Source organism: Falsiroseomonas sp. (assembly GCF_051859025.1).
Classification (GTDB): Bacteria; Pseudomonadota; Alphaproteobacteria; order Acetobacterales; family Acetobacteraceae; genus Falsiroseomonas.
On record NZ_JBHYGL010000040.1, the window covers coordinates 186,637 to 207,309 of the forward strand.

Here is a 20,673-nt window from a genome sequence, read left to right on the forward strand (position 1 = left end):
TAGGGCCACTACTTGCCGATGCAGAAGTCGCGGAAGATGGAATCGAGGATCCGTTCCACATCCACCCGCCCGGTGACACGGCCGATTGCCAGCAGCGCCGCCCGGTAGCCCTCCGCCGCCAGTTCCGGCAGGGGTGCCCGCTCGGCCAGGCGCAGTTGCTCCGCCGCTTCCGTCAGGGCGGCGCGGTGGCGGGAACGGGTCAAGGCGGGCGCCTCGCCCAGGCCGGCATGGCGCGCGGCTTCCCGGGCCAGGACCTGGTGAAGCTGGTCCAGCCCCTCCCCCGTACGGGCGCTGGTCGGGATGGCGGTGCCTGGCGTGTCCAGCGCCGGGGCGGGTGCCAGGTCGCATTTGGTGGCGACGATGATCGTGCCCGGCGCCTGCCGCAGCAGCGCCAGCGTCTCCTCATCCGGCGGCGCATCCGCGGCGAAGGCGATGATCAGCAGGTCTGCCTCCTCCGCCCGCCGCAGGGCGCGCCGGACGCCCTCCTGCTCGATGGCGTCGGTGCTGGTGCGCAGCCCTGCGGTATCGGCGATGATGGCGGGTACGCCCCCCAGTTCCAGGCGGCATTCCACGATGTCCCGCGTCGTGCCCGGCATGGGCGAGACGATGGCCGCATCCCGTCCCGCCAGTGCATTCAGCAGGGATGACTTCCCCGCATTCGGCGCGCCCAGGATGGCGATCGAAAGCCCCTCCCGCAGCCTTTCCCCGCGCTTGCCGTCATCCAGATGGGCGTCGATCTCCCGGGCCAGGGTGGAGGCGGCCTCCCGTGCCCGGTCGGCGACATCGGTCGGCAGGTCATCCATCTCGAACTCGATGGCGGCTTCCTGCTGCGCCAGGATGCGCGTCAGCCGTTCCGTCCAGCCACCATAGAGCCTGGCCAGCGCGCCATCGGCCTGGCGCAGCGCCTGGCGTCGCTGGGCCGTGGTCTCCGCGGCGATCAGGTCCGCGATGGCCTCCGCCTGGGTCAGATCCATCCGCCCCTGCAGGAAGGCGCGCCGGGTGAATTCGCCGGGCTCGGCGGGCCGGCACCCGAGGCCTGCCAGCGCCTCCGTCACCGCCGCCACCACCGCGCTGCCGCCATGCAAATGCAGTTCGGCCGCATCCTCGCCGGTGTAGCTGGCCGGGCCGGGAAACCAGAGCACCAGCGCCTCGTCCAGCACCTCCCCGCCGTCAGGGTCGCGCAGCCGGCGCAGGCTTGCCTGTCGCGGTGCCGGCAGCTTCCCGGCCAGCCGCGCGACCGCCGCCGCCGTCCCGGGCCCTGACAGCCGTAGTACCGCGATAGCTGCCTGTCCCGCGCCGGAGGCCCGGGCGAAGATCGTATCCGTCAGCACCGGGCTGCCCTGGGCGGGTGTTTCACGTGAAACAGGGGTGGCGCCTGTCAGCCCTTGGGCGCGACGTCATGCTGGGTCAGCATCAGGTGCCGTGCCCGGCCCCCCTGCTGCAGATGCGCGGTCAGGATGGTGTCCACATCCTCCCGCGTCTTCGGCGCGTACCAGATGCCCTCGGGATAGATCACCAGCGTCGGCCCGAACTCGCAGCGGTCGAGGCAGCCAGCCTGGTTGACCCGCACGCCCTTCAGGCCGAGCTCCTTCGCCCGCACCTTCATGTAGTCGCGCAGCGCCTCGCTCCCCTGGGCCGCGCAGGAACCGCGCTTGTGGCCGTCCGGGCGACGGTTGCAGCAGACGAAGACATGGGCGGTGAAATAGGGCGGCGGATCGGCCTCCGGCATTGCGGCGGCGACAGGCGCATCGATCACAGGCAAACTCCCGGCAAGGGCTGGCGGCGGTATCGGTGTAGCGACGGCGCCCCTGCGCGGCCAGGGTGGATCAACGGCGCTTACTACCCCCGGCTTGACGAGTGGGGCGGGAATGTGGCGCATGGCGCGCCCTGGACGGATGCGATGCCCCAACTCTCCTGCCTCACCCCCGTTGGCGACGTCACCTTCTCGGAAGATGAAGGCGCCATCGTCGCGCTCGACTGGGGCCGCGGCCGCGACCAGGACCGAACGCCCCTGCTGGTCGAAGCCGTCGCCCAGCTGCAGGACTATTTCGACGGCAAGCGCATGACCTTCGACCTGCCGCTCTCCCCCTTCGGTTCCGCCTTCCAGCGTCGGGTCTGGGACGCGCTGCGCGCCATTCCCCCCGGCGAGACACGGTCCTATGGTGACCTCGCCCAGTCACTAGGTTCTTCCGCCCGCGCCATCGGACAGGCGAATGGCGCCAACCCGATACCGATCGTCATCCCCTGTCATCGCGTGGTTGCCGCGGCCGGAAGGCTCGGCGGCTATTCCGGCGGTGACGGTGCTTCCACCAAGCGCGTGCTGCTCGATCTGGAGCGGCGCGCGACCACCACTCCCAACGGCCCCCAGGCCGAACTCTTCCCCTCATCCCCAGGGACCACCCCCCGATGAACCATGCCATCCGCGTCCATGAATATGGCGGCCCCGAGAAGATGGTCTGGGAGGATGTCCCCCTCCCCTCGCCCAAGGCCGGTGAGGCGCTGGTCCGCCACAAGGCCGTCGGCCTGAACTACATCGACGTCTACTTCCGCACTGGCCTCTACAAGGCGCCCGCCCTGCCCGCCACCATCGGCATGGAAGCCTCCGGCATCGTCGAGGCCATCGGCGAAGGCGTCACCAACGTCGCCCCTGGCGACCGCGTCGCCTACGCCACGGCCCCCATCGGCGCCTATGCGGAGGCCCGCACCATCAAGGCCGACCGCCTGGTGAAGGTGCCGGAGGCCATCGGCTTCGATCAGGCCGCCGCCATGATGCTCCAGGGCATGACGGCGGGCTTCCTGCTGACCCGCACCTATAAGGTGCAGCCCGGCCAGACCATCCTGGTCCATGCCGCCGCCGGCGGCGTCGGCCTCATCATGACGCAATGGGCCAAGCACCTCGGCGCCACCGTCATCGGCTGCGTCAGCACGGAGGAGAAGGCCGAACTCTCCCGCGCCCATGGCGCGGACCACGTCGTGGTCGGCATCGAAGGCCTGCCCGCCAAGGTCAAGGAGATCACCGGCGGCGCCATGCTGCCCGTCGTCTTCGACAGCGTCGGCCGCGATACCTTCACCACCTCGCTCGACTGCCTGGCGCCCTACGGGATGATGGTCTCCTACGGCAACGCCTCCGGCCCCGTGACGACCGATATCGGCATCCTCGCCGCCAAGGGCTCGCTCTACCTCACGCGCCCGACACTCGCGACCTACACGTCCAAGCGGGAAGACCTGGAAGCCCATGCGGCGGCGCTGTTCGACGTCGTCGCCAAGGGCGCGGTGAAGATCCGGGTGAACCAGAGCTTCGCGCTGAAGGATGCGGCGGAAGCCCACCGGGCGCTCGAGGCGCGGAAGACGACGGGGAGCACGGTGCTCCTCCCATAAGGAAGATACGGGGGCTCTGCCCCTCCCCGGTGGAAAAGGACGGGGGCTCTGCCCCCGTAACCCCCGCCGGGGGCCGTGGCGGCCCCCGGGCCCCGCCTTCAGTCTTTCAGCAGGTAGACGTAGCGGTAGCGCTCGATCAGGCCGAGGCCGGCATTGAGCGTCAGTGAGGCCCTGTTGGTGCAGGCGACCTGGGCATAGGCCCAGCTGGCGCCCTGCGCGGCAGCCCAGGCGCCGGCGGCGGCCATCACCCGCTGGCCGAGGCCGCGCCGGCGGAACTCCGGGCGGACGGACAGGTCGAACAGACCAGCCAGGGGACCATCGGCGGTGACGAAGGCGGTGGCCGCCGGCACGCCATCCTCATGCAGCAACACCCAGGCCGCGGGTACGGCCAGCAGACCGGCCATCCCCGCCTTCTCCGCCCGCCTCGCCGGGGATTGATGCTCCGCCGTCGCCACCACCACCATCCAGCGATCCTCCGGACCGGAGAGGATCTCCACGGCCGGATCGGTCTTGGCGAAATCCGTCAGGGGCCCCGCGATCACCTGGCTCTCGTCATGGCGCCGGTAGCCCCGCGCCTCCAGCATCCGCACCATCCCCGTGGGGTCGAGCGGCGTGGAGCGGAAGCGGCAGACCTGGCCCATGCGGGCATAGAAGGCCTCGATGCGATCGATCCGCGCCGCCAGCCCCGGATCGGGCCGCGGGTCCATCGGGCAGGCCGCATTCGCCCTTCCCGTGCCGCCGAGGTAGCGGCGCACCACGAAAGGCCCGTCGAATATCAGCTTCGGCGCCGGCACCGCCGTCAGCGTCGCCTGTTCGATGGCGAGGACGCCCGGAAACTCAGTCACGCTCATGCCTCTTGCGCCAGCCTGGCCACGGCTTCCCGGTAGGTCACCTCGAACAACACATCGAGGGCCGGGTTCACCCCCCGCAGCCCCGCCGCTACCCGCCCGGCCCAGCCGATGTATTCCAGCCGCCTGGCATGGTCCCACCCCGCTGGCGGACTGGCGGCGATGGCACGGAGGTTGGAAATCTTGTCCGCCAGCTTCAGCATCTTCGCCGCATCGGTCTTCTTCGGCGCAAGTCGCACCTGCAAGGCCTTGCGGACCTCCTTCGGCAGGGATTTGTCATCCGTCGCCTCGGCCACGACGCCCGCGACCACCTCGCCGAATTCTGCCACCAGGCGCTCATGCGTGATGGGGTCGGGGTCCTTGTCGCTGTCCTCGACCGTGTCGTGCAGCAGCCCGGCCAGGACCGCCTCCTCCGGCGCGCCATGCGCGGCCAGGATGGCGGCGACCTCCAGCACATGGTTCACATAGGGCTCGGCGGAGGCGCCCTTGCGCTTGTGCGTGGCGTGGACGCGGGCGGCGAAGGTGGCGGCGCGCAGCAGGCGCGCCTCGGGGCGTTCGGGGTCCCGCATCGGGATGGTGTCCATGGGTGTCTCGGTGTCCTTCCGGCGCCATCATGCGCCGCGGCTGGCCTGGCGTCAGCGTGGTGTCTGGCGGAGGCAGGAATGCAGCGATCGATGAGGCGAGCGATCCGGGGCGCCCCCCGCCTCGCGGTCCCGGCCTCCCTTGCCCTGCTCGGCCTCCTCCTGCTGGCGAACCCCGCCGCGGCCGGAGCCAGTCCCGTGACCCGGGCGGAGGAGCAATTGCGCTTCGCCCTTGCCGTGCTCTGCCCGCGCTGTGCCGACGATATGGGGGTGACGGGAATCAACCGTCCGATGCGGCGCGCCATCGTGGCGGGCGCGGCGCTGGAGGTTGCGCGCGATGCCCTGGTCATCGCCGTGGAGGCCGGCAGCCATCGCCCCGCCGCCGCCTTGCGGCCCGTGGGTCGCGCCCTGCAGGCGCTGGAATCGCTGGATGAGGAAGCCGCCGCGAGGCAGGCGCGGCGTGCGCTGCGGATGCTAGAACCGCTGCCGCGGTAGGATGGCCGCGGTAGGACAGTTGGGCGACGGGGCCGAAGCCCTCGCCGCCCGCGTTTCCTCAGGTATTCATCGCGTCGAAGAAATCCTGGTTGGTCTTGCTGTACTTCAGCTTGTCCAGCAGGAACTCCATCGAATCCTGCGTGCCCATCGGGTTCAGGATCCGGCGCAGCACCCACATCTTGGACAGTGTGCCGCGATCGACGAGAAGCTCTTCCTTCCGCGTGCCCGACTTGGTGATGTCGATGGCGGGGAAGGTGCGCTTGTCCGACAGCTTGCGGTCCAGGATCAGCTCGCTGTTGCCGGTGCCCTTGAACTCTTCGAAGATCACCTCGTCCATGCGGCTGCCGGTATCGATCAGCGCGGTGGCGATGATGGTCAGCGAACCGCCTTCCTCGATGTTGCGCGCCGCGCCGAAGAAGCGCTTCGGCCGCTGCAGCGCATTCGCATCCACGCCGCCCGTCAGCACCTTGCCGGAGGACGGCACGACGGAGTTGTAGGCGCGGCCGAGCCGCGTGATCGAGTCGAGCAGGATCACGACATCCCGCTTGTGCTCCACCAGGCGCTTCGCCTTCTCGAGCACCATCTCCGTCACCTGCACGTGGCGGGTCGCCGGCTCGTCGAAGGTGGAGGCCACGACCTCGCCCCGCACGGTACGGGCCATGTCCGTCACTTCCTCCGGCCGCTCATCGATCAGCAGCACGATGAGGAAGACGTCGGGGTGATTGGCGGTGATGGATTTGGCGATGTTCTGCAGCATCACCGTCTTGCCGGTGCGCGGCGGCGCGACGATCAGCGCGCGCTGGCCCATGCCGATGGGCGCCACCAGGTCGATGACGCGGTGCGTGTAGTCCTTGGTCGGCCCCTTCGCCACCGCTTCGGCGTCCGGGTTTTCCATCTTGAGGCGCCGCGTCGGATACAGCGGCGTCAGGTTGTCGAAGTTGATGCGGTGCCGCAGGGCCTCGGGCGGCTCGAAGTTGATCGTATCGACCTTGAGGAGGGCGAAGTACCGCTCCCCATCCTTCGGTGCGCGGATCTGGCCTTCCACCGTATCGCCGGTCCGCAGGCCGAAGCGGCGGACCTGGGCGGGGGAGACGTAGATGTCGTCCGGCCCCGGCAGGAAGTTCGCCTGCGGGCTGCGCAGGAAGCCGAAGCCGTCCGGCAGGATCTCCAGCGTGCCATCGCCGTAGATCGCCTGCTCATTCTCCGCGAGGGTCTTGAGGATCGCGAACATGATGTCCTGCTTGCGCAGTGACGACGCGTTCTCGATCTGCAGCGACTCGGCGAAGGCGAGCAGGTCGGCCGGTGGCTTGGCCTTGAGTTCGGAAAGATGCATGGGCGGACGCGTCCCGCGGTAAGGGAGATCAGGCGACCCCTGGCAGAGGCGGAGCGGGCGGGCAGCGTGGCCGGAAGGCCAACATCACCGTGCCCTTTGCCCGCCGCGCGCCCCGTTCTCGGGCTTTGTCGCGGTGACCAGGGAGCTTGGGGAGGGAGGGACCGGCAGCGCCGCACCGACCGCCTGGAACCCGAACCGGGGAACCGCCAGGAAGAAGGGGGCAACGCACGACCGATTGCCGGAAGGCGATTCGACCCTAAGGAGGTGAACAGCCCCCGTCAACCAGCAGATGGAAGGCGGCGACGTACATTCAAGGGGTTTCGCCCCGCGGCTGAGACCCCATCCCACGCCCCGCCTCGCCTGAACGCCTCCACCGGCCACAGGCTCGCCGCCGGCGCCACCCGTTCCAGCCTGGCCCCGCCCGGGCCTGGCAGCAGCGCCAGCACGCGATCGTGATACCGGTCGAGCCCCGGCCGGTGGCCGATCGACAGCAGCGCCGCGCCGGCCAGCTCCGCCTCGAACAGCGCGAACATGGCGGCCTGGTTGGCCTCGTCCAGGGCGGAGGTCGCCTCATCCATGAAGACCCAGCGCGGCCGGTGCAGCAGCAGCCGCGCGAAGCCGAGGCGCTGCTGCTCCCCCAGCGACAGCACGCGGTCCCACCGCGCCACGGTGTCGATCTGCGGGACCAGCGCGCCCAGGCGGCAGCGGCGCAGCGCCTCGGCGGCCTCCGCCGTCCCGAAGGCATCGGCCGCGGCGGGATAGGCCAGTGCCGCCCGCAGGCTGCCGAGTGGCAGGTAGGGGCGCTGGGGCATGAACAGAGTCGTCGCGCGGTCCGGCACGGCGATGCTGCCCCGGCCCCAGGGCCAGATGCCCGCGATGGCACGGAACAGCGTCGATTTCCCGCTGCCGCTCTCCCCCGTCACCAGCACGCGCTCGCCGGGCCGCAGGGTGATCTCGGCGTCCAGCACCAAGGCGCGGCCGCAGGCGGTGCCCAGGCTGAGGCCCGACAGAACCAGCATCGGCCCGGGCGCGATGGCGATGCCCGCTTGGGCGCCCTCCCCTGGTCCGGCCCCATCCGCCGCCTCGCAGGCCTGCTCCAACTCCACCACCCGCGCCACATGGCTGCGCCAATCCGCCAGCCGCGGCCAGTTCTCCACGAACCAGGACAGCGCGCGCGTCACCTCCACGAAGGCCTGCGTCATCTGCATCAGCATGCCGAGCGTGATGGCGCCCGCGAAGAAGCGCGGCGCGCCCAGCAGCAGCGGCAGCACGCCGGCCACCGCCATGTAGCCCGCGCCCAGCCACATCAGCTGCCGCTCGCTCCGCAGCAGCCGCAGCATGGCGGCCTCCACGCCGGCATAGGCGCGGGCCAGGCCGCGTTCCTCATCCGCCGCGCCGCGGATCAGGGCGATGCCCTCCCCATATTCGCGGATGCGCAGCAAGGCGAAGCGGTGGTCAGCCTCCGCCTTGTTGCGGTCGAGGTGGATGCTCGGCATGGCTCGCCCGACCCGCCACACCACCAGCGCCCCGAGCCCCGAATAGATCGCGGCCGCGATCACCATGCTGCCCGGCACGCCGATGGTGGTGCCGCCGACCGTCACCGCCAGCGTGCCGGACAGGTGCCACAGCAGCCCGGCGAAGCAGGCGAACAGCGCCACGCTGTGCAGCAGCCCCAGCGCCAGGTCGACGGTCATGATGGTGGCCCAGCGCGTATTCTCCCCGATCCGCTGGTCCGGGTTGTCGGCGGCCCCCTCCCCCATCTCCATCCGGTAGTGCCGATGGTCTGTCAGCATCGCGCCCTGCAGCTTCAGCACCAGCCAGCGCCGCCACAGGAAGGCCAGCACCTGCCGCGCCCAGAGCCGCCCGACTGCCACCGCCATGCTGAGCAATGTCAGCGCCACGAACCACCAGAGCTGGCCCTGGAAGGCGGCCGCATCGCGCTGGTCCAGCGCGTCGAAGGCATCGCGCTGCCAGTCGCTGAAGGCATAGGACAGTGCGATCTGCAGCAAGGTCAGCGCCACCGCCGCGGCGGTCAGGCCCCAGGCCGTGGCCGGCGCCGCGCGATACCAGCCGCGCGCCAGGCGCCAGGTGTCCCGCAGCGCGCCGTCGGTTTCCACCGCCATCCAGGCCCCTCCCCCAGCAGGAGCCTAATTCGTATACAATAGATCGTGAGCAAGCAATCTTGAACTGAGGCCGGGCCGCAGCCCATCCGCCCACCGATCAGAACGGCTTCGCGATCACCATGAAGACGATGAGGATCATCAGCACCGTCGGCACCTCATTCAGCATTCGCCAGCCGCGTTCCGTCCGCGGGCGCTCGTCGCGCTCGAAGGCTCGGCGTGCGCGCCCCAGATCCATGTGGAACCAGGTCATCACCAGGACGGAGGCGAATTTCAGGTGCCACCACCCCGCCGTCCAATCCACCACCCCCGGCGTCAGCACCAGCAGCAGGCCGAACGCCCAGGTGGCGATCATGGCGGGGTTCATGATGGCCTTGAGCAGCCGGCGCTCCATCACCTTGAAGGTCTGGGACCGCACATCCTCCGGCGCCACCTGCATGTGGTAGATGAACAGCCTTGGCAGGTAGAACAGCCCCGCCATCCAGGCGATGACGGAGATCAGGTGCAGCGACTTGATCCACACATAGGCAGGCGCCAGGAAGTCCATCGTCATCTTGTCCCCTCGCGCGCCAGGCCCAGGTCGCGCAGCACGGTGGCGTTCATGGTGCTTTCGGCCGCGAAGCGGTCGCGGAAGGCGGCGCCGTTCAGGTGCAGCGGGATGGCGTTCAGCCGTTCCGCCGCCGTCCGGAAGCTTTCCGCCCCCACCGCCGTGGCGCAGGCGCGTTCCAGCACCGCGGCGGCGGCGTCCGGGATGCCGGCGGGCGCCAGGATGCCGCCATGGGAGCTTCCTTCCAGCGGCTGGCCGAGTTCCGCCAGCGTCGGCACGGCGGGCAGGCCCGCCAGCCTCTCCCGCGCCAGCACGCCCAGCACGGGCAGGCCCGTGGCGGCGGGGATGGAGCCGCTTTCGATGAACATGTGGATCTGCCCGCCGAGTGCCGCCTGCGCCATCGGCCCGGCGCCGGTGAAGGGCACGTGCAGCCCCTCGATCCCGTTCGCCTTCAGCAGGGCGGCGGTCAGGATGTGCTGGGTGCTGCCCTGGCCGGGGGAGCCGAAGATCAGTGCCTCCTTCTCCCGCCGCCCGAAGGCGACCATGCCGGCCAGGTCCGTGAAGGGCGCCTGCCGGCCCAGCACGACGACCTGCGGGTTGTCATAGACCAGGCAGAGGAAGCGGAAGCTGTCCATGCCGTAGCTCAGCGCCACCTGGTGGGGCTGGGCCGTGATGGGGTTGTTGGGGCTGAACAGCAGCGTCAGCCCATCCGGCCGGGCCCGCGCCGCTTCCGCCGCGCCGATCGTGCCCGCCGCGCCGCCGCGATTCTGCACCACCACCGTCTGGCCGAGCGCGCGGGACAGTTCCGGCTGCAAGGCCCGCGCCATCAGATCCGTATTGCCGCCAGGGGGATAGCCGACGATCAGCGTGATCGGCCGCGACGGAAACTCCTGCGCCGTCGCCGTGCCGGCTGCCAGCGCCAGAAGCGCCGCGCCGATGAATCGCATGAACCGCATGTGCCGATCCTCCCCGCGCGAAGGCTATCAGCCCTCGGCAGACAGCGTCAGCCCTGCCCCGACGGCTCCAGCCCGAGCAGCCCAGGCAGTTCCGCCATACTGAGGAAAGTCTCGGCCCCCACGGCCTGCAGGGCGGCGGCCGGCGTGGGGTGCGCGAAGCCCAGCACCCGGCAGCCCGCGGCCCGGCCGGCGCGCGCGCCCGTCACGCTGTCCTCCACCACCACGCAATCATGCGGGTCCACCCCGCAGGCGGCGGCGGCGGCGCGGTACATGTCGGGCGCCGGCTTCGGGTTCGGCACGTCGTTGTAGGTGAAGGACCGGCCGCGGAAGATCTCCGCCAGGCCGAGCCCCGCCAGCTTGGTGTTGAGTTCGGGGCGGGAGGAGTTGCTCGCCACCGCCACCGGGATGCCGGCCGCGATGATTTTCTGCAGTGCCGCCAGCACGCCCGGCACCGGCACGACTTCCGAATGCAGTTCGTGTAGCACCCGGCGCACCACGCCCTGGATGAAGTCCCCCGGCACCGAATCCGGGCCGAGCCGCTGCTGAACCCGGGGCACGATCGCTTCCCAGGACAGGCCCATGAAGTGACGCTCGCACTCCTCGGGCGTCATTTCCCAGCCGAGCGCGCTGATTTCCTCGGCCATGATGCGGTTATGCATCGCCTCGGTATCCGCCAGCACGCCGTCGCAATCGAACAGCACGGCGGCAGGGCGTTGCATCACGCGCGTTCCCGGGCGCGCTGCATGGCGGCCATCAGCGTCGCATGGGGGCAATCCCCGTGCTGCTTCGGGCATTGCCGGGGCCCGGCGAAGGAACAAAGGTTCCGCCCGCTGCCCCTGGCGTGGCTGACCAAATCGGCCAGGGCGGCGATGAAGGCGGGGTCCGAATTCTGCGCCGGCGCCCGGTAGTAGCCGGGGACGCCGAGCTTCTCGGCCTCCTCCCGGTACTCGACATCCAGCTCGACCAGCGTCTCCGAATGCTCGGAGGTGAAGGCGATCGGCACCACCAGCACCGCCACCTTGTCATGCCCCGCCCGTTCCAGCTCATCCTCGGTCGAGGGGCCGATCCATTTCTGCGGCGTGACGCGGGACTGGAAGCAGACCACGTGGTCGAGGCCGGGCAGGTCCAGATGCGCCATCACGGAGGCGACGGTCTGCTCCACCTGCCACTGGTAGGGGTCGCCCGACTTCACGATGCTCTCCGGCAGCCCATGGGCGCTGAACAGCACGCGGAGCGGGATGGCGGGGTCCAGATCCGCCCGCGCCTTGTCCCAGGCGCCCCGCACCAGCGCGGCGGTGGCCTTGGCGAAGCCGGGGTGGGAGTGGAAGCAGCACAGCGTGGTGGTCGGCACGTCGAGCTTCGCCCGCGCCGCGGCCCGCGCCCAGTCGATGGCGCTGCTGCCCGTGGTGGTGGTGGAGAACTGCGGATAGAGCGGCAGCAGCAGCACCTCGTCCGGTGCCCATTCCTTCACGGCCCGCGCCGTCTCGTCGCTCATCGGGTGCCAGTAGCGCATGGCGACGAAGCACTTGGTCTCGGTCGTCGTGTCCTGGCGCAGCAGGGCCTCCAGCGCCGCGGCCTGCTCCTCCGTCAGCTCCCGCAGCGGGGATTTGCCGCCTAGGATGGCGTAGTTCTCCGTCGCCGGCTTGGTCCGCCGCCAGGCGATGATGCGGCCGAGCCAGGGGCGCACGAAGCCCGGCACCCGCAGGATGGCGGGATCGGTGAATAGGTTGACCAGGAAGGGGCGGATGCTCTCCGGCGCGTCGGGCCCGCCAAGGTTGAACAGCACGACCGCCACGCGGCGACGCGCGCCGGTGGCGGTCGGGACGGGCAGGGAAGGGCTGGGAAGATCCATGGTGCGCGGGACATGCCACGTCGCGGCCCGGGGTCAAGGCCACGCTTCGCCGGGAAAGCGATGAAAGCGCGAAAGGGGGCGATTCCGGCCCGGAATCGCCCCGCCTGCGGGCGTCAGCCGGCCGCGCTGCGCGCCGGCTCCACCCCCTGGGCGCGGAAGGCCGCCTGCAGCCGGGCCAGCTCCTCCGCCAGCGGGCGGTGGACTTCCCGCCGCCCATGGCGCGGCGTCAGTTCGAACAACCCGTTCGGGCAGTAGCGATCCTCATCCCACCCCATATGGGAGATGACGGGGTAGAGACAGACGCCATGCACCGGCAGCCCCGCCAGGCGCGCCGCCATCGTCTCCTCCGCCACGTAGCGCAGCCAGGGGGCGCGGGGCGCGCCCTCGATGCTCGTCTCCGCCACGAAGATGCCGCGCGGCGCGTAGCGGCGGGCGGTATCGGCCAGCAGATCCCGGAAGGGGCGGAAGCGGGCGCTGTCGAAGACGCTCAGCGGTTCCGCGTGATGCAGCCACTGGTTGTTCCAGTAGTAGTTCACGCCGACGACATCCAGGATGTCCTCCGACCCGCCGAGCCCCGGTTCCTCCCGCCCGCACAGCATGTCCCAGGACTGCCACTGGCTGGCATTGTGGCGCGCGACCTCCTCGGCCTCCGCATCCTCCCGCGGCACGATGTTGATGACGGGATCGACGGCGGCGAAGCGCGCCCCCGGCGTCGCCTCCCGCACCGCCCGCGTGCCGGCGATGGCGGCGCGGGCCAGGTTGCGCTTCAGATCCATGCCGCGGCCGGTCGCATGCGGCGAACAGCGCGCCATGTCGCCACCGGCGAAGGCCAGGAAGCTGATCTCGTTCACCGGGCAGGCGAAGGGGGCGCGGCCCGTCTCCTCCCGGTGCAGCCGGGCGAAGGCGGCGGCGTAGCGGGCGAAGCGATCGACGAAGGCGGGGGAGAAGACGTCGAGGTCATCCGGCCAGCCGTAATGGCAGAGGTCCCAGATCACCTGCGTGCCCGCCTGCTCCGCGGCCCGGATCAGCGGCAGGACCGCGGACCAGTCGTAATGGCCCGGGGAGGTCTCGACCAGATGCCAGCGCACCCCGTCCCGCGCCGCGCGGATGCCGTGTTCGGCCAGTTGCGCGTAATCCTCCCGCGCCAGCAGGTCGTGGCGGGTGGCGGCGATCATGTCGAGCCGCCGGCGGGACATGTTGCGGTGGGTCGAGCATTCGAACCCGCCCAGGAAGAAGGACTGGAAGAGGGGCTGAAGCGGGGGCTGATGAGGGATCACGCGAAACTCCGTGGACGGGGAGGCGGACCTGGAAGGGCCTGAGGCGGTAACGCCCCGGCGGCGAAGGGTTCAGTGCCGTTGATCACGCAAGCGTGAGGCGGCGCGATCGGTATCGACTATTGTATGCAATAATGTCCAGCGGATTTGTCAGCGCCTGGGGCGGCGTCTCCCTTCACGCTCGCCCCCAGGGGCTGGGAAGGGGGGGGCGGCGATGTTGCCGTGCAGTCATCCGGATGATTTTTTCGGGATGCGTCCAGGATGTGGAGCAGATTTGTAAATTTTTAGTGTGCTTGTTACGGTGGTCGTACCAACGCAACAAACGGACGCCGTAACCATGGCCACGCTTCCGCGACTTCTCGGCACCTCCGGCGCCAACACCCTCTTTGGCGCGAGCTTCGCGCAGCAGATCTTCGGCTTTGAAGACGACGACATCATCCAGGGCGGCATCGGCAACGACCAGATCTTCGGCGGCCTTGGCAACGATGTCCTCGCCGGCGGCCTGGGAAACGACTCCATGCGCGGCGAGGCCGGCGACGACTCCATTTCCGGTGAGGGCGGCGATGACCGTCTCTTCGGCGGGGACGGCGCGGACTCCATGGCCGGCGACGATGGCAACGACGCCATGTTCGGCGGCGCCGGCGCCGATTCGATGAACGGCGGCGATGGCAATGACCGCATGGACGGCGAGGCCGCCAATGACGTCCTCACGGGCGCCGCAGGCGCCGATACGCTTCGCGGCGGTGATGGCAACGACACGCTGAACGCAGGCTCCGGCAACGACCTCATCTACGGTGGTGACTGGTTCGACAGCATCGCGGGCGGTGCGAATAACGACACGGCCTATGGCGATAGCGGCAATGACCGCATCCACGGCGAGGGCGGTTCCGACAAGCTCTATGGCGGTGCCGGCAACGACTCCATCGTCGGCGACGGCAACGCCACCGTCACGGGCATGGGCGGCGCCGATACGCTGTTCGGCGATGAGGGTGCCGATACCCTCCGGGGCGATGACGGCGCGGACCAGCTCTTCGGCGGTGCCGGCGCGGATGTGTTCTACTTCGATGGCATTGCCGACTCGGCGCCCGGCAACGTCGACACGATCCGCGACTTCCAGCGCGGCGTGGACAAGATCCACATCGCCGACTTCACCTTCGGGCTCACGCTGATCGGTGAGGGGGCCTTCACCTCCCCCGGCACGCCGCAGGTCCGCTTCGACGTCGGCGCCGGCTTCCTGACCTATCAGGTGGACGTGACGGGCAACGGGGATGTGGACTTCGAGGTCCGCGTCAATGGCGGGATGAGGCTGACGATTTCCGACTTCATCTTCAGCGTCTGAGACGGGGGCGCTGAGACGGGGGGCGGCGGCATCGCCGCGGCCCCCCTATTCGTTTCCGGCCTGTGCCTCCGCCGGCAGCCAGACCCGGAAGCTGGACCCCACCCCTTCCTCGCTCTCGATCAGCAGCACGCCGCGGTGGCGGTTGACGATGTGCTTGACGATGGCAAGGCCGAGGCCCGTGCCGCCGACATTCCGCCCGCGGCCGCGATCCACGCGGTAGAAGCGCTCCGTCAGGCGTGGGATGTGGTGCCGGGGAATGCCGGGCCCTTCATCCGTGACGCCCAGCACCACGCCGGGCCGGGCCGGCCAGCGGGCCGCCGCCCCCTTTTCGGCCCCCACCTTTTCCCCCGCCGCCTTTTCCGCTGGACCCACCTCCAGCCGGATGGTGCCGCCTTCGCGCCCGTAGCGCGCGGCATTCTCCAGCAGGTTGCGCAGCACCTGGCCGATCTGGCCGGCATCGGCCGGCGCCGCCACCGTGCTGGGCGCCAACGCCAGCGCCACCGTGGCGCCGCGCTGGGCCAGGATCGGGCCCATCGCCTCCGCCTCCGCCGCCGCCAGCGCGGCCAGGTCCACCCGGCCGGTCGGCGGCTCGTGTTCCGTGATCTCGATCCGCGACAGGCCGAGCAGGTCGTCGATCAGCCGGCGCATCCGGTCCGCCTGGTCCGCCATGATGCCGAGGAAGCGGGCCTGCGCTTCCGCATCGTCCTTCGCCGGGCCGCGCAGCGTGTCGATGAAGCCGATGACGCTGGCGAGTGGCGTGCGGAGTTCGTGGCTGGCATTGGCGACGAAATCGGCGCGCATCCGTTCCACCGCCCGGTCCCGCGTGCGGTCCGACAGCAGCAGCAGCAGGCGCCCGCCATCGGAAAGCGGGGGTTCCAGCGGCACCGCATGGACCGTGAGTTCCCGCGCCACCGGCACGGGCAGCGCGATGTCGGCCCGGCGCGGCCCGCCATCGGCGCGCGCGGCCGCCACCGCCTCCGCCAGCGAGGGATGGCGCAGCAAGGCGGCCAGGTCGCCGCCCTGCGTCCCGCCGAACAGGGTCCGCGCCGCGCCATTGGCCCGCAGCGGCTGCCCCCCCTCATCCAGCACCACCAGCGGGTCCGGCAGGCGTTCGATGATGGCCGCATCCGCCTGGCGCAGCCGGGCCAGCTGGTCCGCCTGGGTGCCCAGCGTCCGGGCCAGGCGGCGCGCCGTCTCCCCGATCTCGACGATGGAGGGCAGCAGCAGCGGGCCTTCCAGCGCGGGCACCTGCCCGTGGTCATCCGCCGCCTGGCGCAGCGCCTCCGATAATTGGCGGAGGTTGCCGAGCCAGATGCGCGCGAGGATGAGGGCCCCCGCCGCCGTCGCCCCCAGCGCCGCCAGGCCGGGCAGGGGGTCCAGCGCTTCCGCTGCCATCAGCAGCAGCAGGGCGCTGGCCGGCACGCCGCCGATCAACCCGGCGGCGGCCAGCACGCGGCCCATGGACAGCGGCATGGCGGCCGGCGTCAGCTGCCCGGGGAGCCAGGCAGCGGCGCCGGTTCCACCTGCACCGGATCGGCGCCGGCGGAGACGGCGTAGAGCGCGAGCCCCCGCAGCGTCTGCCCTTCCGGCAGCAGCCGCACCGGGCCATCGGCGCCGGCGAAGCCTTCCATCGCCGTCACCTGGGCCGGGGAGGCACCCTGGCGCAGCGCGCGCACCGCGATCGCCGCCGCGTCATAGGCGGTGGCCGCGACGCGGGGTGGCGTCTCCCGGAACGCGTCGCGGTAGCGGGCTTCGAACCGCGCGCGGGTGCGGCCATCGGGGCCCGCGAACCAGGCGCCGGCCAGCGCGGGTTCGTTGCGCACCGCGCCATCCTGCAGCCAGAGCGAGGTGCCGAGCAGGCGGGGCGGCGTCTCCCCGGCTTCGGCCACCCAGGCGGCGGCAAAGCGGCGGGCGCGTTCCCCTGCCTCCCCGATCAGCACCGCATCCGCCCGGGCGGCGGAGACGCGGGCGCCGGAGGCCGCCATGCCCGGTTCCGCCGCGGCCGGGTGCAGCGCGATGCTGGGCGCGGGCAGGCCGAGTTCGGCGACCGCGCCGCGCAGTGCCGAGGCCAGGGACCGTCCGAATTCATTGTCCGGCGCGCCAAGGGCGAAGCGCTGCGCCCCCTGCTGCGCGGCGGCCGCCACCACGCGGCGCACCTGCTGCTGCGGCGTGATGCCGAGCACCCAGGTCCCGCCGCCCGCGCGCTGCGCGTCATTGGTGAAGGCCAGCACCGGCACCCCTGCCGCGCGGGCGGGTTCGGCGACGGCGGCGGCCTCGGCGCTGGTCAGCGGGCCGATGATGATGCGCGCGCCATCCGCGATGGCAGCGCGGGCGGCGGCGGCGGCGCCTTGCGGCGTGCCGCCGGTGTCGCGCGGCGCGATCTCCACGCCCTGCGGCGCTTCATCGAACAGGGCCATCGTGCCGGCGTTCAGCATGGCCTGGCCGAGCGGCGCCTGCGGGCCCGTCAGCGGCAGCAGCATGGCGGCGCGCTGCGGCCCGACGGGCGCGGCCACGACGGGCGCGCCGCCGATCGGGGGCGCGATGCCGATGAAGGCCGGGCGCGGGGGTTGCGGTGCGCAGGCGGCCATGCCCAGAAGGGCGGCGATGGCGATGCCACCCAGCAGCCGGCGGGGCGCCGGGGCACCCGCCTGCGGGCGGTCTTGCGGCTGAGGGACGGAACGAAGTGGCAAGCGGTGACCCTCCAGAGCGGGCGACGAACCGGGAGGCCGCCCGGGAAACGCCCGACGGGCTTTCCCTGGTGGCGACGCCGATCGGCAATCTCGGCGACCTGTCGCCCCGGGCTCTCGCGGTGCTGGGCGGCGTGGATGCCGTGCTGTGCGAGGACACCAGGGTAACAGGCCATCTGTTGCAACGTTATGGCGTCTCCGCGACCTTGGTGCCACTGCATGACTACAACGAAGCGGAGATGATTCCGCGGATCCTGGACAGGATCGCGCGGGGGGAGAAGCTGGCGCTGGCCTCCGACGCCGGCACGCCGCTGGTCTCCGACCCCGGCTACCGGCTGGTGCGGGCGGCGATCGAGGCGGGCGTGCCGGTCACGGCGGTTCCCGGCCCCAACGCGGCGGTGGTGGCGCTGACGCTGTCCGGCCTGCCGCCACACCCATTCGTGTTCCTGGGTTTTCTGCCCGTGAAGGACGGGCCCCGCGCGGCCGCCATCGCCCGGCACCGGGCGGCGGAGCGGGCGGGTCTTTCGGCCACCATCGTGCTGCACGAAGCCCCGCACCGCCTGGGCGAGGCGCTGGCCGCGCTGGCGGAGGGGCTCGGCCCCGATCGCCCCGCCGCCGTCGCCCGCGAATTGACCAAGCGGTTCGAGGAGGTGCGGCGCGGCACGCTGGCCGACCTCGCCGCGCACTACGCCACGGCGGAGGCGCGGGGTGAGATCTGCCTGGTGGTTGGCCCGGCGCCGGAGGAGACGACGGGGGCCGAGGACCTCGACACCCAGTTGCGCGCCGCCATGCAGGGGCAGAGCCTGCGGGATGCCGCGGCGATGGTCGCGGCGGCGACGGGGCTGCCGCGCAAGCAGGTCTATGCCAGGGCGCTGGAGCTGAGCCGCGAGGCGGGGTGAGGGGCCCTCAATTTTTTAGTGCTTTTAGCCCTTTTAGCACTTTTAGCACCGAATTCCGGGGGGTTCCTGGCGCCGCCGCGGGCGTGGCTGCGCCCGGGCCTGCTGGAACATACCGGAAACGGACAACCCGCCGCCAGCGGAATCGCGCCCCTCAGACGGGATGGGGCGGGTAGATCAGCAGGCTGCCCGCGGCCATCTGGTTCGCCAGCGTGGTCATGCAGGCGACGATCCGCCTGTCCCGCCCCAGCACCAGCCCCGCCACCGGCACCCCCGCCGTCCCGGCGATCGCCGCCACCAGATCCTGGTTGGTGATCACCGCGCCGCAGCGCCCGATCAGCGCCCGCATCCGCCCGGCCGTCAGCTGCCGCCGGCGCTCCACCGGATCGGCCAGCTGGGGCAGCAGGATGGGGGAATTCGGCAGCAGGGCCTGGGCGAAGGCGATGCTGCCGGCATAATCGTCGCCCTCCCCCTCCGCCGCATTGGCGGGCAGGGGCAGCACGGGCCAGCCCTTCATCGGCGCCAGCCAGGCCGACAGCTCCGGCAGCCTGGCCCGCCAGGTGGCGCGCATCTCCGGCGCGCCGAGCAGCGACAGGCCGAGCAACGGGCCGGGGGGCAGGCCCTCCAGCAGCGCGGGGTCGGCCGGCACTTCCCGCTCCGCGTAGAAATTCACGCGCTGCGGGGCGGCGACGCGCCAGACCAGCAGGGTATTGGCGGTGTGATGGTCCCGCGCCTCGATCACCCGGGCCTGGTCCAGCACCTCCACGCCCCTCGGCGGGTCCCGCCGCGCGGCGGAGCGTTCCAGCGTCAGGCCCCTTGCCTCCAGCGTCGCGCCGGCGGCGACGGCGCGGGCGGCGAGGGCGAGGGCGCGGTTCAGCGTCGGACGATCCTCGAACACCCCGGCCAGGATCACGCGCGTGACGCCGAGCGCGACCACATCCGGCTTGGGCGGGACGGGGGTGAAGGCAGGGGGCACGCGGACGGCAGGGGTGGCGACGAGGACCGGCCCTTCCGCCCCGAGCGCCTTGGGCAGGGGGAGGAGGATGGCGCGGGAGCGGAGTTCCCTGAACGGGCGTTCAGCGATCAGGAGGGTCTGGGTCATGGTGACTTCCAGACCGTGTGGGGGGGGTGTTGCGCCGGCCGGCGATGCGAGGGGGCTCCGCCCCCCTGCGACCCCCCGCAAAGGGCCAGCGGGCCCTTGGAACCCGGGTTTTGGGGGTGGGGGAGGCGTAGCCTTCCCGGTATCGGCAGAGACCTCATTCGCTCGGCGGCTCCGGCGGCGGCGCCTCATCCAGCCCCACGCAGCGCGACCCTGGCGGCAGGTCATTCGCCAGCGTCACGAAGGTCCGGCGCAGGCTGTTGTCGATCAACGGATGCAGCCCGATCACGCGCACCCCCGCGCCGATGGCGTGGATGGCGTTGTGCTTGCGCTGCGTCACCAGCACGTCGCAGCGCGCGATCAGCCCCTTCAGGCGGCGCGGCGTCAGCTCCGCCTGCCAATGCGCGCGGTCGAGCAGCAGGGGGGCCGCGATCGGCGCATCCGGCAGGAATTCGCGAATGAAATCGGCGGCGCCGGTCAGGTCATCCTCCTCCACGCTGTCGATATGGACGGTGCTGACGATGGGGACCACGGCGTGGCCTTCGAATTCCGCCAGCACCGCGCGCACCCGCGCCGCGTCATGCGTCAGGCAGGCGCGCATGGTGGGGGAGGGGATGATGGACAGGCCGAGCAGCCTGGGCTTGCCAGGCGGGGGGGCGCCATCCCGCCGCGGGCCTAGCAGCGCATCGGCCAGGGTGGGATCGGGGGCGATGCCGGTTTCGGGGAAGAAGGTGAGGCGCGGCAGGCGGGCCAGCCCGGCTTCCGCCAGGCGCTCCGCGGAGAGCGGATCGCGCACCGACAGGCTGGCGAGGTTGGCGAAGACCTGATGGGCGGTGGCGTCGAGCCAGCTTCGGTCCTTCAGCAGCCAGGCGACGCCGAGGTTGTGCAGGTGGATTTCCGCCCCCGCCGCCATGGCGCGGGCCAGGAAGGGCATCCAGTAGCGGAAGGCGTCCACCACGCCGAACATGCCGCCGCCGAAGACGATGCGGGCGGGGTTGAGGGCCAGCATTTCCTCGCCGCCGGGGAAGCAGCCGGCGAGGTCGGGGACGCAGCGGCGCGTCCAGGCGGGGTTGACGGAGAAGGCGTGGGCGTCTGGCGTCGGGAAGGCGGACAGGGCTTCCATGAGGCAGAGCTCGTCGCCGAGGTTGCCGTAGCCGTAGGCGCCGAGGAAGGCGGTGCGCATGGGGGTTCAGGGTGAGGCGGGGGGAACGCTGTTCCCCCCGCACCCCCCATGCCAGGGGGGAGACCCCCCTGGACCATCGTCAATA

Annotated in this window: 20 protein-coding genes; 5 read left to right on the forward strand and 15 right to left on the reverse strand. The window is 71.3% G+C overall.

Annotated features, from left to right (window positions below; all coding sequences use genetic code 11):
- Positions 1-8: 8 nt before the first annotated feature.
- Both mnmE and ACTIE5_RS28145 read right to left on the reverse strand, forming a co-directional pair.
- Positions 9-1,328, reverse strand: a complete 1,320-nt coding sequence (gene mnmE, locus ACTIE5_RS28140; RefSeq protein WP_439553087.1) for a tRNA uridine-5-carboxymethylaminomethyl(34) synthesis GTPase MnmE — start codon at positions 1,326-1,328, stop codon at positions 9-11.
- Positions 1,329-1,378: 50 nt separating this feature from the next.
- Positions 1,379-1,756: a (2Fe-2S) ferredoxin domain-containing protein gene (locus ACTIE5_RS28145; protein ID WP_439553055.1), complete on the reverse strand. Its 378-nt coding sequence runs from the start codon at positions 1,754-1,756 to the stop codon at positions 1,379-1,381.
- 144 nt (positions 1,757-1,900) lie between these two features.
- Between ACTIE5_RS28145 and ACTIE5_RS28150 the strand changes: the two genes are divergently transcribed.
- Complete coding sequence (locus ACTIE5_RS28150) at positions 1,901-2,410, forward strand: methylated-DNA--[protein]-cysteine S-methyltransferase (RefSeq protein ID WP_439553056.1); 510 nt, start codon at positions 1,901-1,903, stop codon at positions 2,408-2,410.
- Positions 2,407-3,378 (forward strand): quinone oxidoreductase family protein, encoded by a 972-nt coding sequence (locus ACTIE5_RS28155; RefSeq protein WP_439553057.1) that lies wholly within the window; start codon positions 2,407-2,409, stop codon positions 3,376-3,378. Before ACTIE5_RS28150 ends, ACTIE5_RS28155 begins: the two co-directional genes overlap by 4 nt.
- A gap of 98 nt (positions 3,379-3,476) precedes the next feature.
- On the opposite strand, the gene ACTIE5_RS28160 is transcribed toward ACTIE5_RS28155, so the two are convergent.
- Positions 3,477-4,229 carry a GNAT family N-acetyltransferase gene (locus ACTIE5_RS28160; protein WP_439553058.1) on the reverse strand — a complete coding sequence of 251 codons (753 nt, stop codon included), beginning with the start codon at positions 4,227-4,229 and terminating at the stop codon, positions 3,477-3,479.
- Positions 4,226-4,810: an HD domain-containing protein gene (locus tag ACTIE5_RS28165; RefSeq protein WP_439553059.1), complete on the reverse strand. Its 585-nt coding sequence runs from the start codon at positions 4,808-4,810 to the stop codon at positions 4,226-4,228. Before ACTIE5_RS28165 ends, ACTIE5_RS28160 begins: the two co-directional genes overlap by 4 nt.
- A 90-nt stretch (positions 4,811-4,900) precedes the next feature.
- Here ACTIE5_RS28165 and ACTIE5_RS28170 point away from each other — a divergent pair, with 90 nt between their 5' ends.
- Entirely contained in the window at positions 4,901-5,302 is a 402-nt protein-coding gene (locus ACTIE5_RS28170; RefSeq protein WP_439553060.1) for a hypothetical protein, read from the forward strand.
- A gap of 58 nt (positions 5,303-5,360) precedes the next feature.
- On the opposite strand, the gene rho is transcribed toward ACTIE5_RS28170, so the two are convergent.
- From rho to ACTIE5_RS28205, 7 genes are all read right to left on the reverse strand, one after another.
- Positions 5,361-6,635, reverse strand: a complete 1,275-nt coding sequence (gene rho, locus ACTIE5_RS28175; protein ID WP_439553061.1) for a transcription termination factor Rho — start codon at positions 6,633-6,635, stop codon at positions 5,361-5,363.
- Between the two features lie 278 nt (positions 6,636-6,913).
- The gene (locus ACTIE5_RS28180; protein ID WP_439553062.1) at positions 6,914-8,758 is read right to left on the reverse strand and encodes an ABC transporter ATP-binding protein/permease; all 1,845 of its coding nucleotides are present in this window, start codon (positions 8,756-8,758) and stop codon (positions 6,914-6,916) included.
- A gap of 97 nt (positions 8,759-8,855) precedes the next feature.
- Positions 8,856-9,308: a protoporphyrinogen oxidase HemJ gene (hemJ, locus tag ACTIE5_RS28185; RefSeq protein WP_439553063.1), complete on the reverse strand. Its 453-nt coding sequence runs from the start codon at positions 9,306-9,308 to the stop codon at positions 8,856-8,858.
- Positions 9,305-10,258 (reverse strand): tripartite tricarboxylate transporter substrate binding protein, encoded by a 954-nt coding sequence (locus ACTIE5_RS28190; RefSeq protein WP_439553064.1) that lies wholly within the window; start codon positions 10,256-10,258, stop codon positions 9,305-9,307. The genes hemJ and ACTIE5_RS28190 overlap by 4 nt, the downstream gene beginning before the upstream one ends.
- Positions 10,259-10,305: 47 nt before the next feature.
- A complete protein-coding gene (locus ACTIE5_RS28195) occupies positions 10,306-10,977 on the reverse strand; it encodes an HAD family hydrolase (protein WP_439553065.1) in 672 nt (223 codons plus the stop codon).
- A complete protein-coding gene (gene hemH, locus ACTIE5_RS28200) occupies positions 10,977-12,110 on the reverse strand; it encodes a ferrochelatase (RefSeq protein WP_439553066.1) in 1,134 nt (377 codons plus the stop codon). Before hemH ends, ACTIE5_RS28195 begins: the two co-directional genes overlap by 1 nt.
- A gap of 113 nt (positions 12,111-12,223) precedes the next feature.
- The gene (locus ACTIE5_RS28205; protein WP_439553067.1) at positions 12,224-13,387 is read right to left on the reverse strand and encodes a hypothetical protein; all 1,164 of its coding nucleotides are present in this window, start codon (positions 13,385-13,387) and stop codon (positions 12,224-12,226) included.
- A 286-nt stretch (positions 13,388-13,673) separates the two neighbouring features.
- Between ACTIE5_RS28205 and ACTIE5_RS28210 the strand changes: the two genes are divergently transcribed.
- The gene (locus ACTIE5_RS28210) at positions 13,674-14,723 is read left to right on the forward strand and encodes a calcium-binding protein (protein ID WP_439553068.1); all 1,050 of its coding nucleotides are present in this window, start codon (positions 13,674-13,676) and stop codon (positions 14,721-14,723) included.
- A gap of 45 nt (positions 14,724-14,768) precedes the next feature.
- On the opposite strand, the gene ACTIE5_RS28215 is transcribed toward ACTIE5_RS28210, so the two are convergent.
- Both ACTIE5_RS28215 and ACTIE5_RS28220 read right to left on the reverse strand, forming a co-directional pair.
- Positions 14,769-16,196 (reverse strand): ATP-binding protein, encoded by a 1,428-nt coding sequence (locus tag ACTIE5_RS28215; protein WP_439553069.1) that lies wholly within the window; start codon positions 16,194-16,196, stop codon positions 14,769-14,771.
- An 11-nt stretch (positions 16,197-16,207) separates the two neighbouring features.
- Positions 16,208-17,413, reverse strand: coding sequence for a penicillin-binding protein activator (locus ACTIE5_RS28220; RefSeq protein ID WP_439553070.1), 1,206 nt, complete (start codon positions 17,411-17,413; stop codon positions 16,208-16,210).
- On the opposite strand from ACTIE5_RS28220, the gene rsmI reads away from it, so the two are divergent.
- Positions 17,407-18,309: a 16S rRNA (cytidine(1402)-2'-O)-methyltransferase gene (gene rsmI, locus ACTIE5_RS28225; RefSeq protein WP_439553071.1), complete on the forward strand. Its 903-nt coding sequence runs from the start codon at positions 17,407-17,409 to the stop codon at positions 18,307-18,309. The genes ACTIE5_RS28220 and rsmI overlap by 7 nt on opposite strands.
- Positions 18,310-18,460: 151 nt before the next feature.
- Here the strand turns inward: rsmI and ACTIE5_RS28230 are convergent, their stop codons facing one another.
- Together ACTIE5_RS28230 and ACTIE5_RS28235 are read right to left on the reverse strand one after the other, a co-directional pair.
- Positions 18,461-19,408 carry a hypothetical protein gene (locus tag ACTIE5_RS28230; protein ID WP_439553072.1) on the reverse strand — a complete coding sequence of 316 codons (948 nt, stop codon included), beginning with the start codon at positions 19,406-19,408 and terminating at the stop codon, positions 18,461-18,463.
- Between the two features lie 154 nt (positions 19,409-19,562).
- The gene (locus tag ACTIE5_RS28235; RefSeq protein ID WP_439553073.1) at positions 19,563-20,588 is read right to left on the reverse strand and encodes a polysaccharide pyruvyl transferase family protein; all 1,026 of its coding nucleotides are present in this window, start codon (positions 20,586-20,588) and stop codon (positions 19,563-19,565) included.
- Positions 20,589-20,673: the final 85 nt, after the last annotated feature.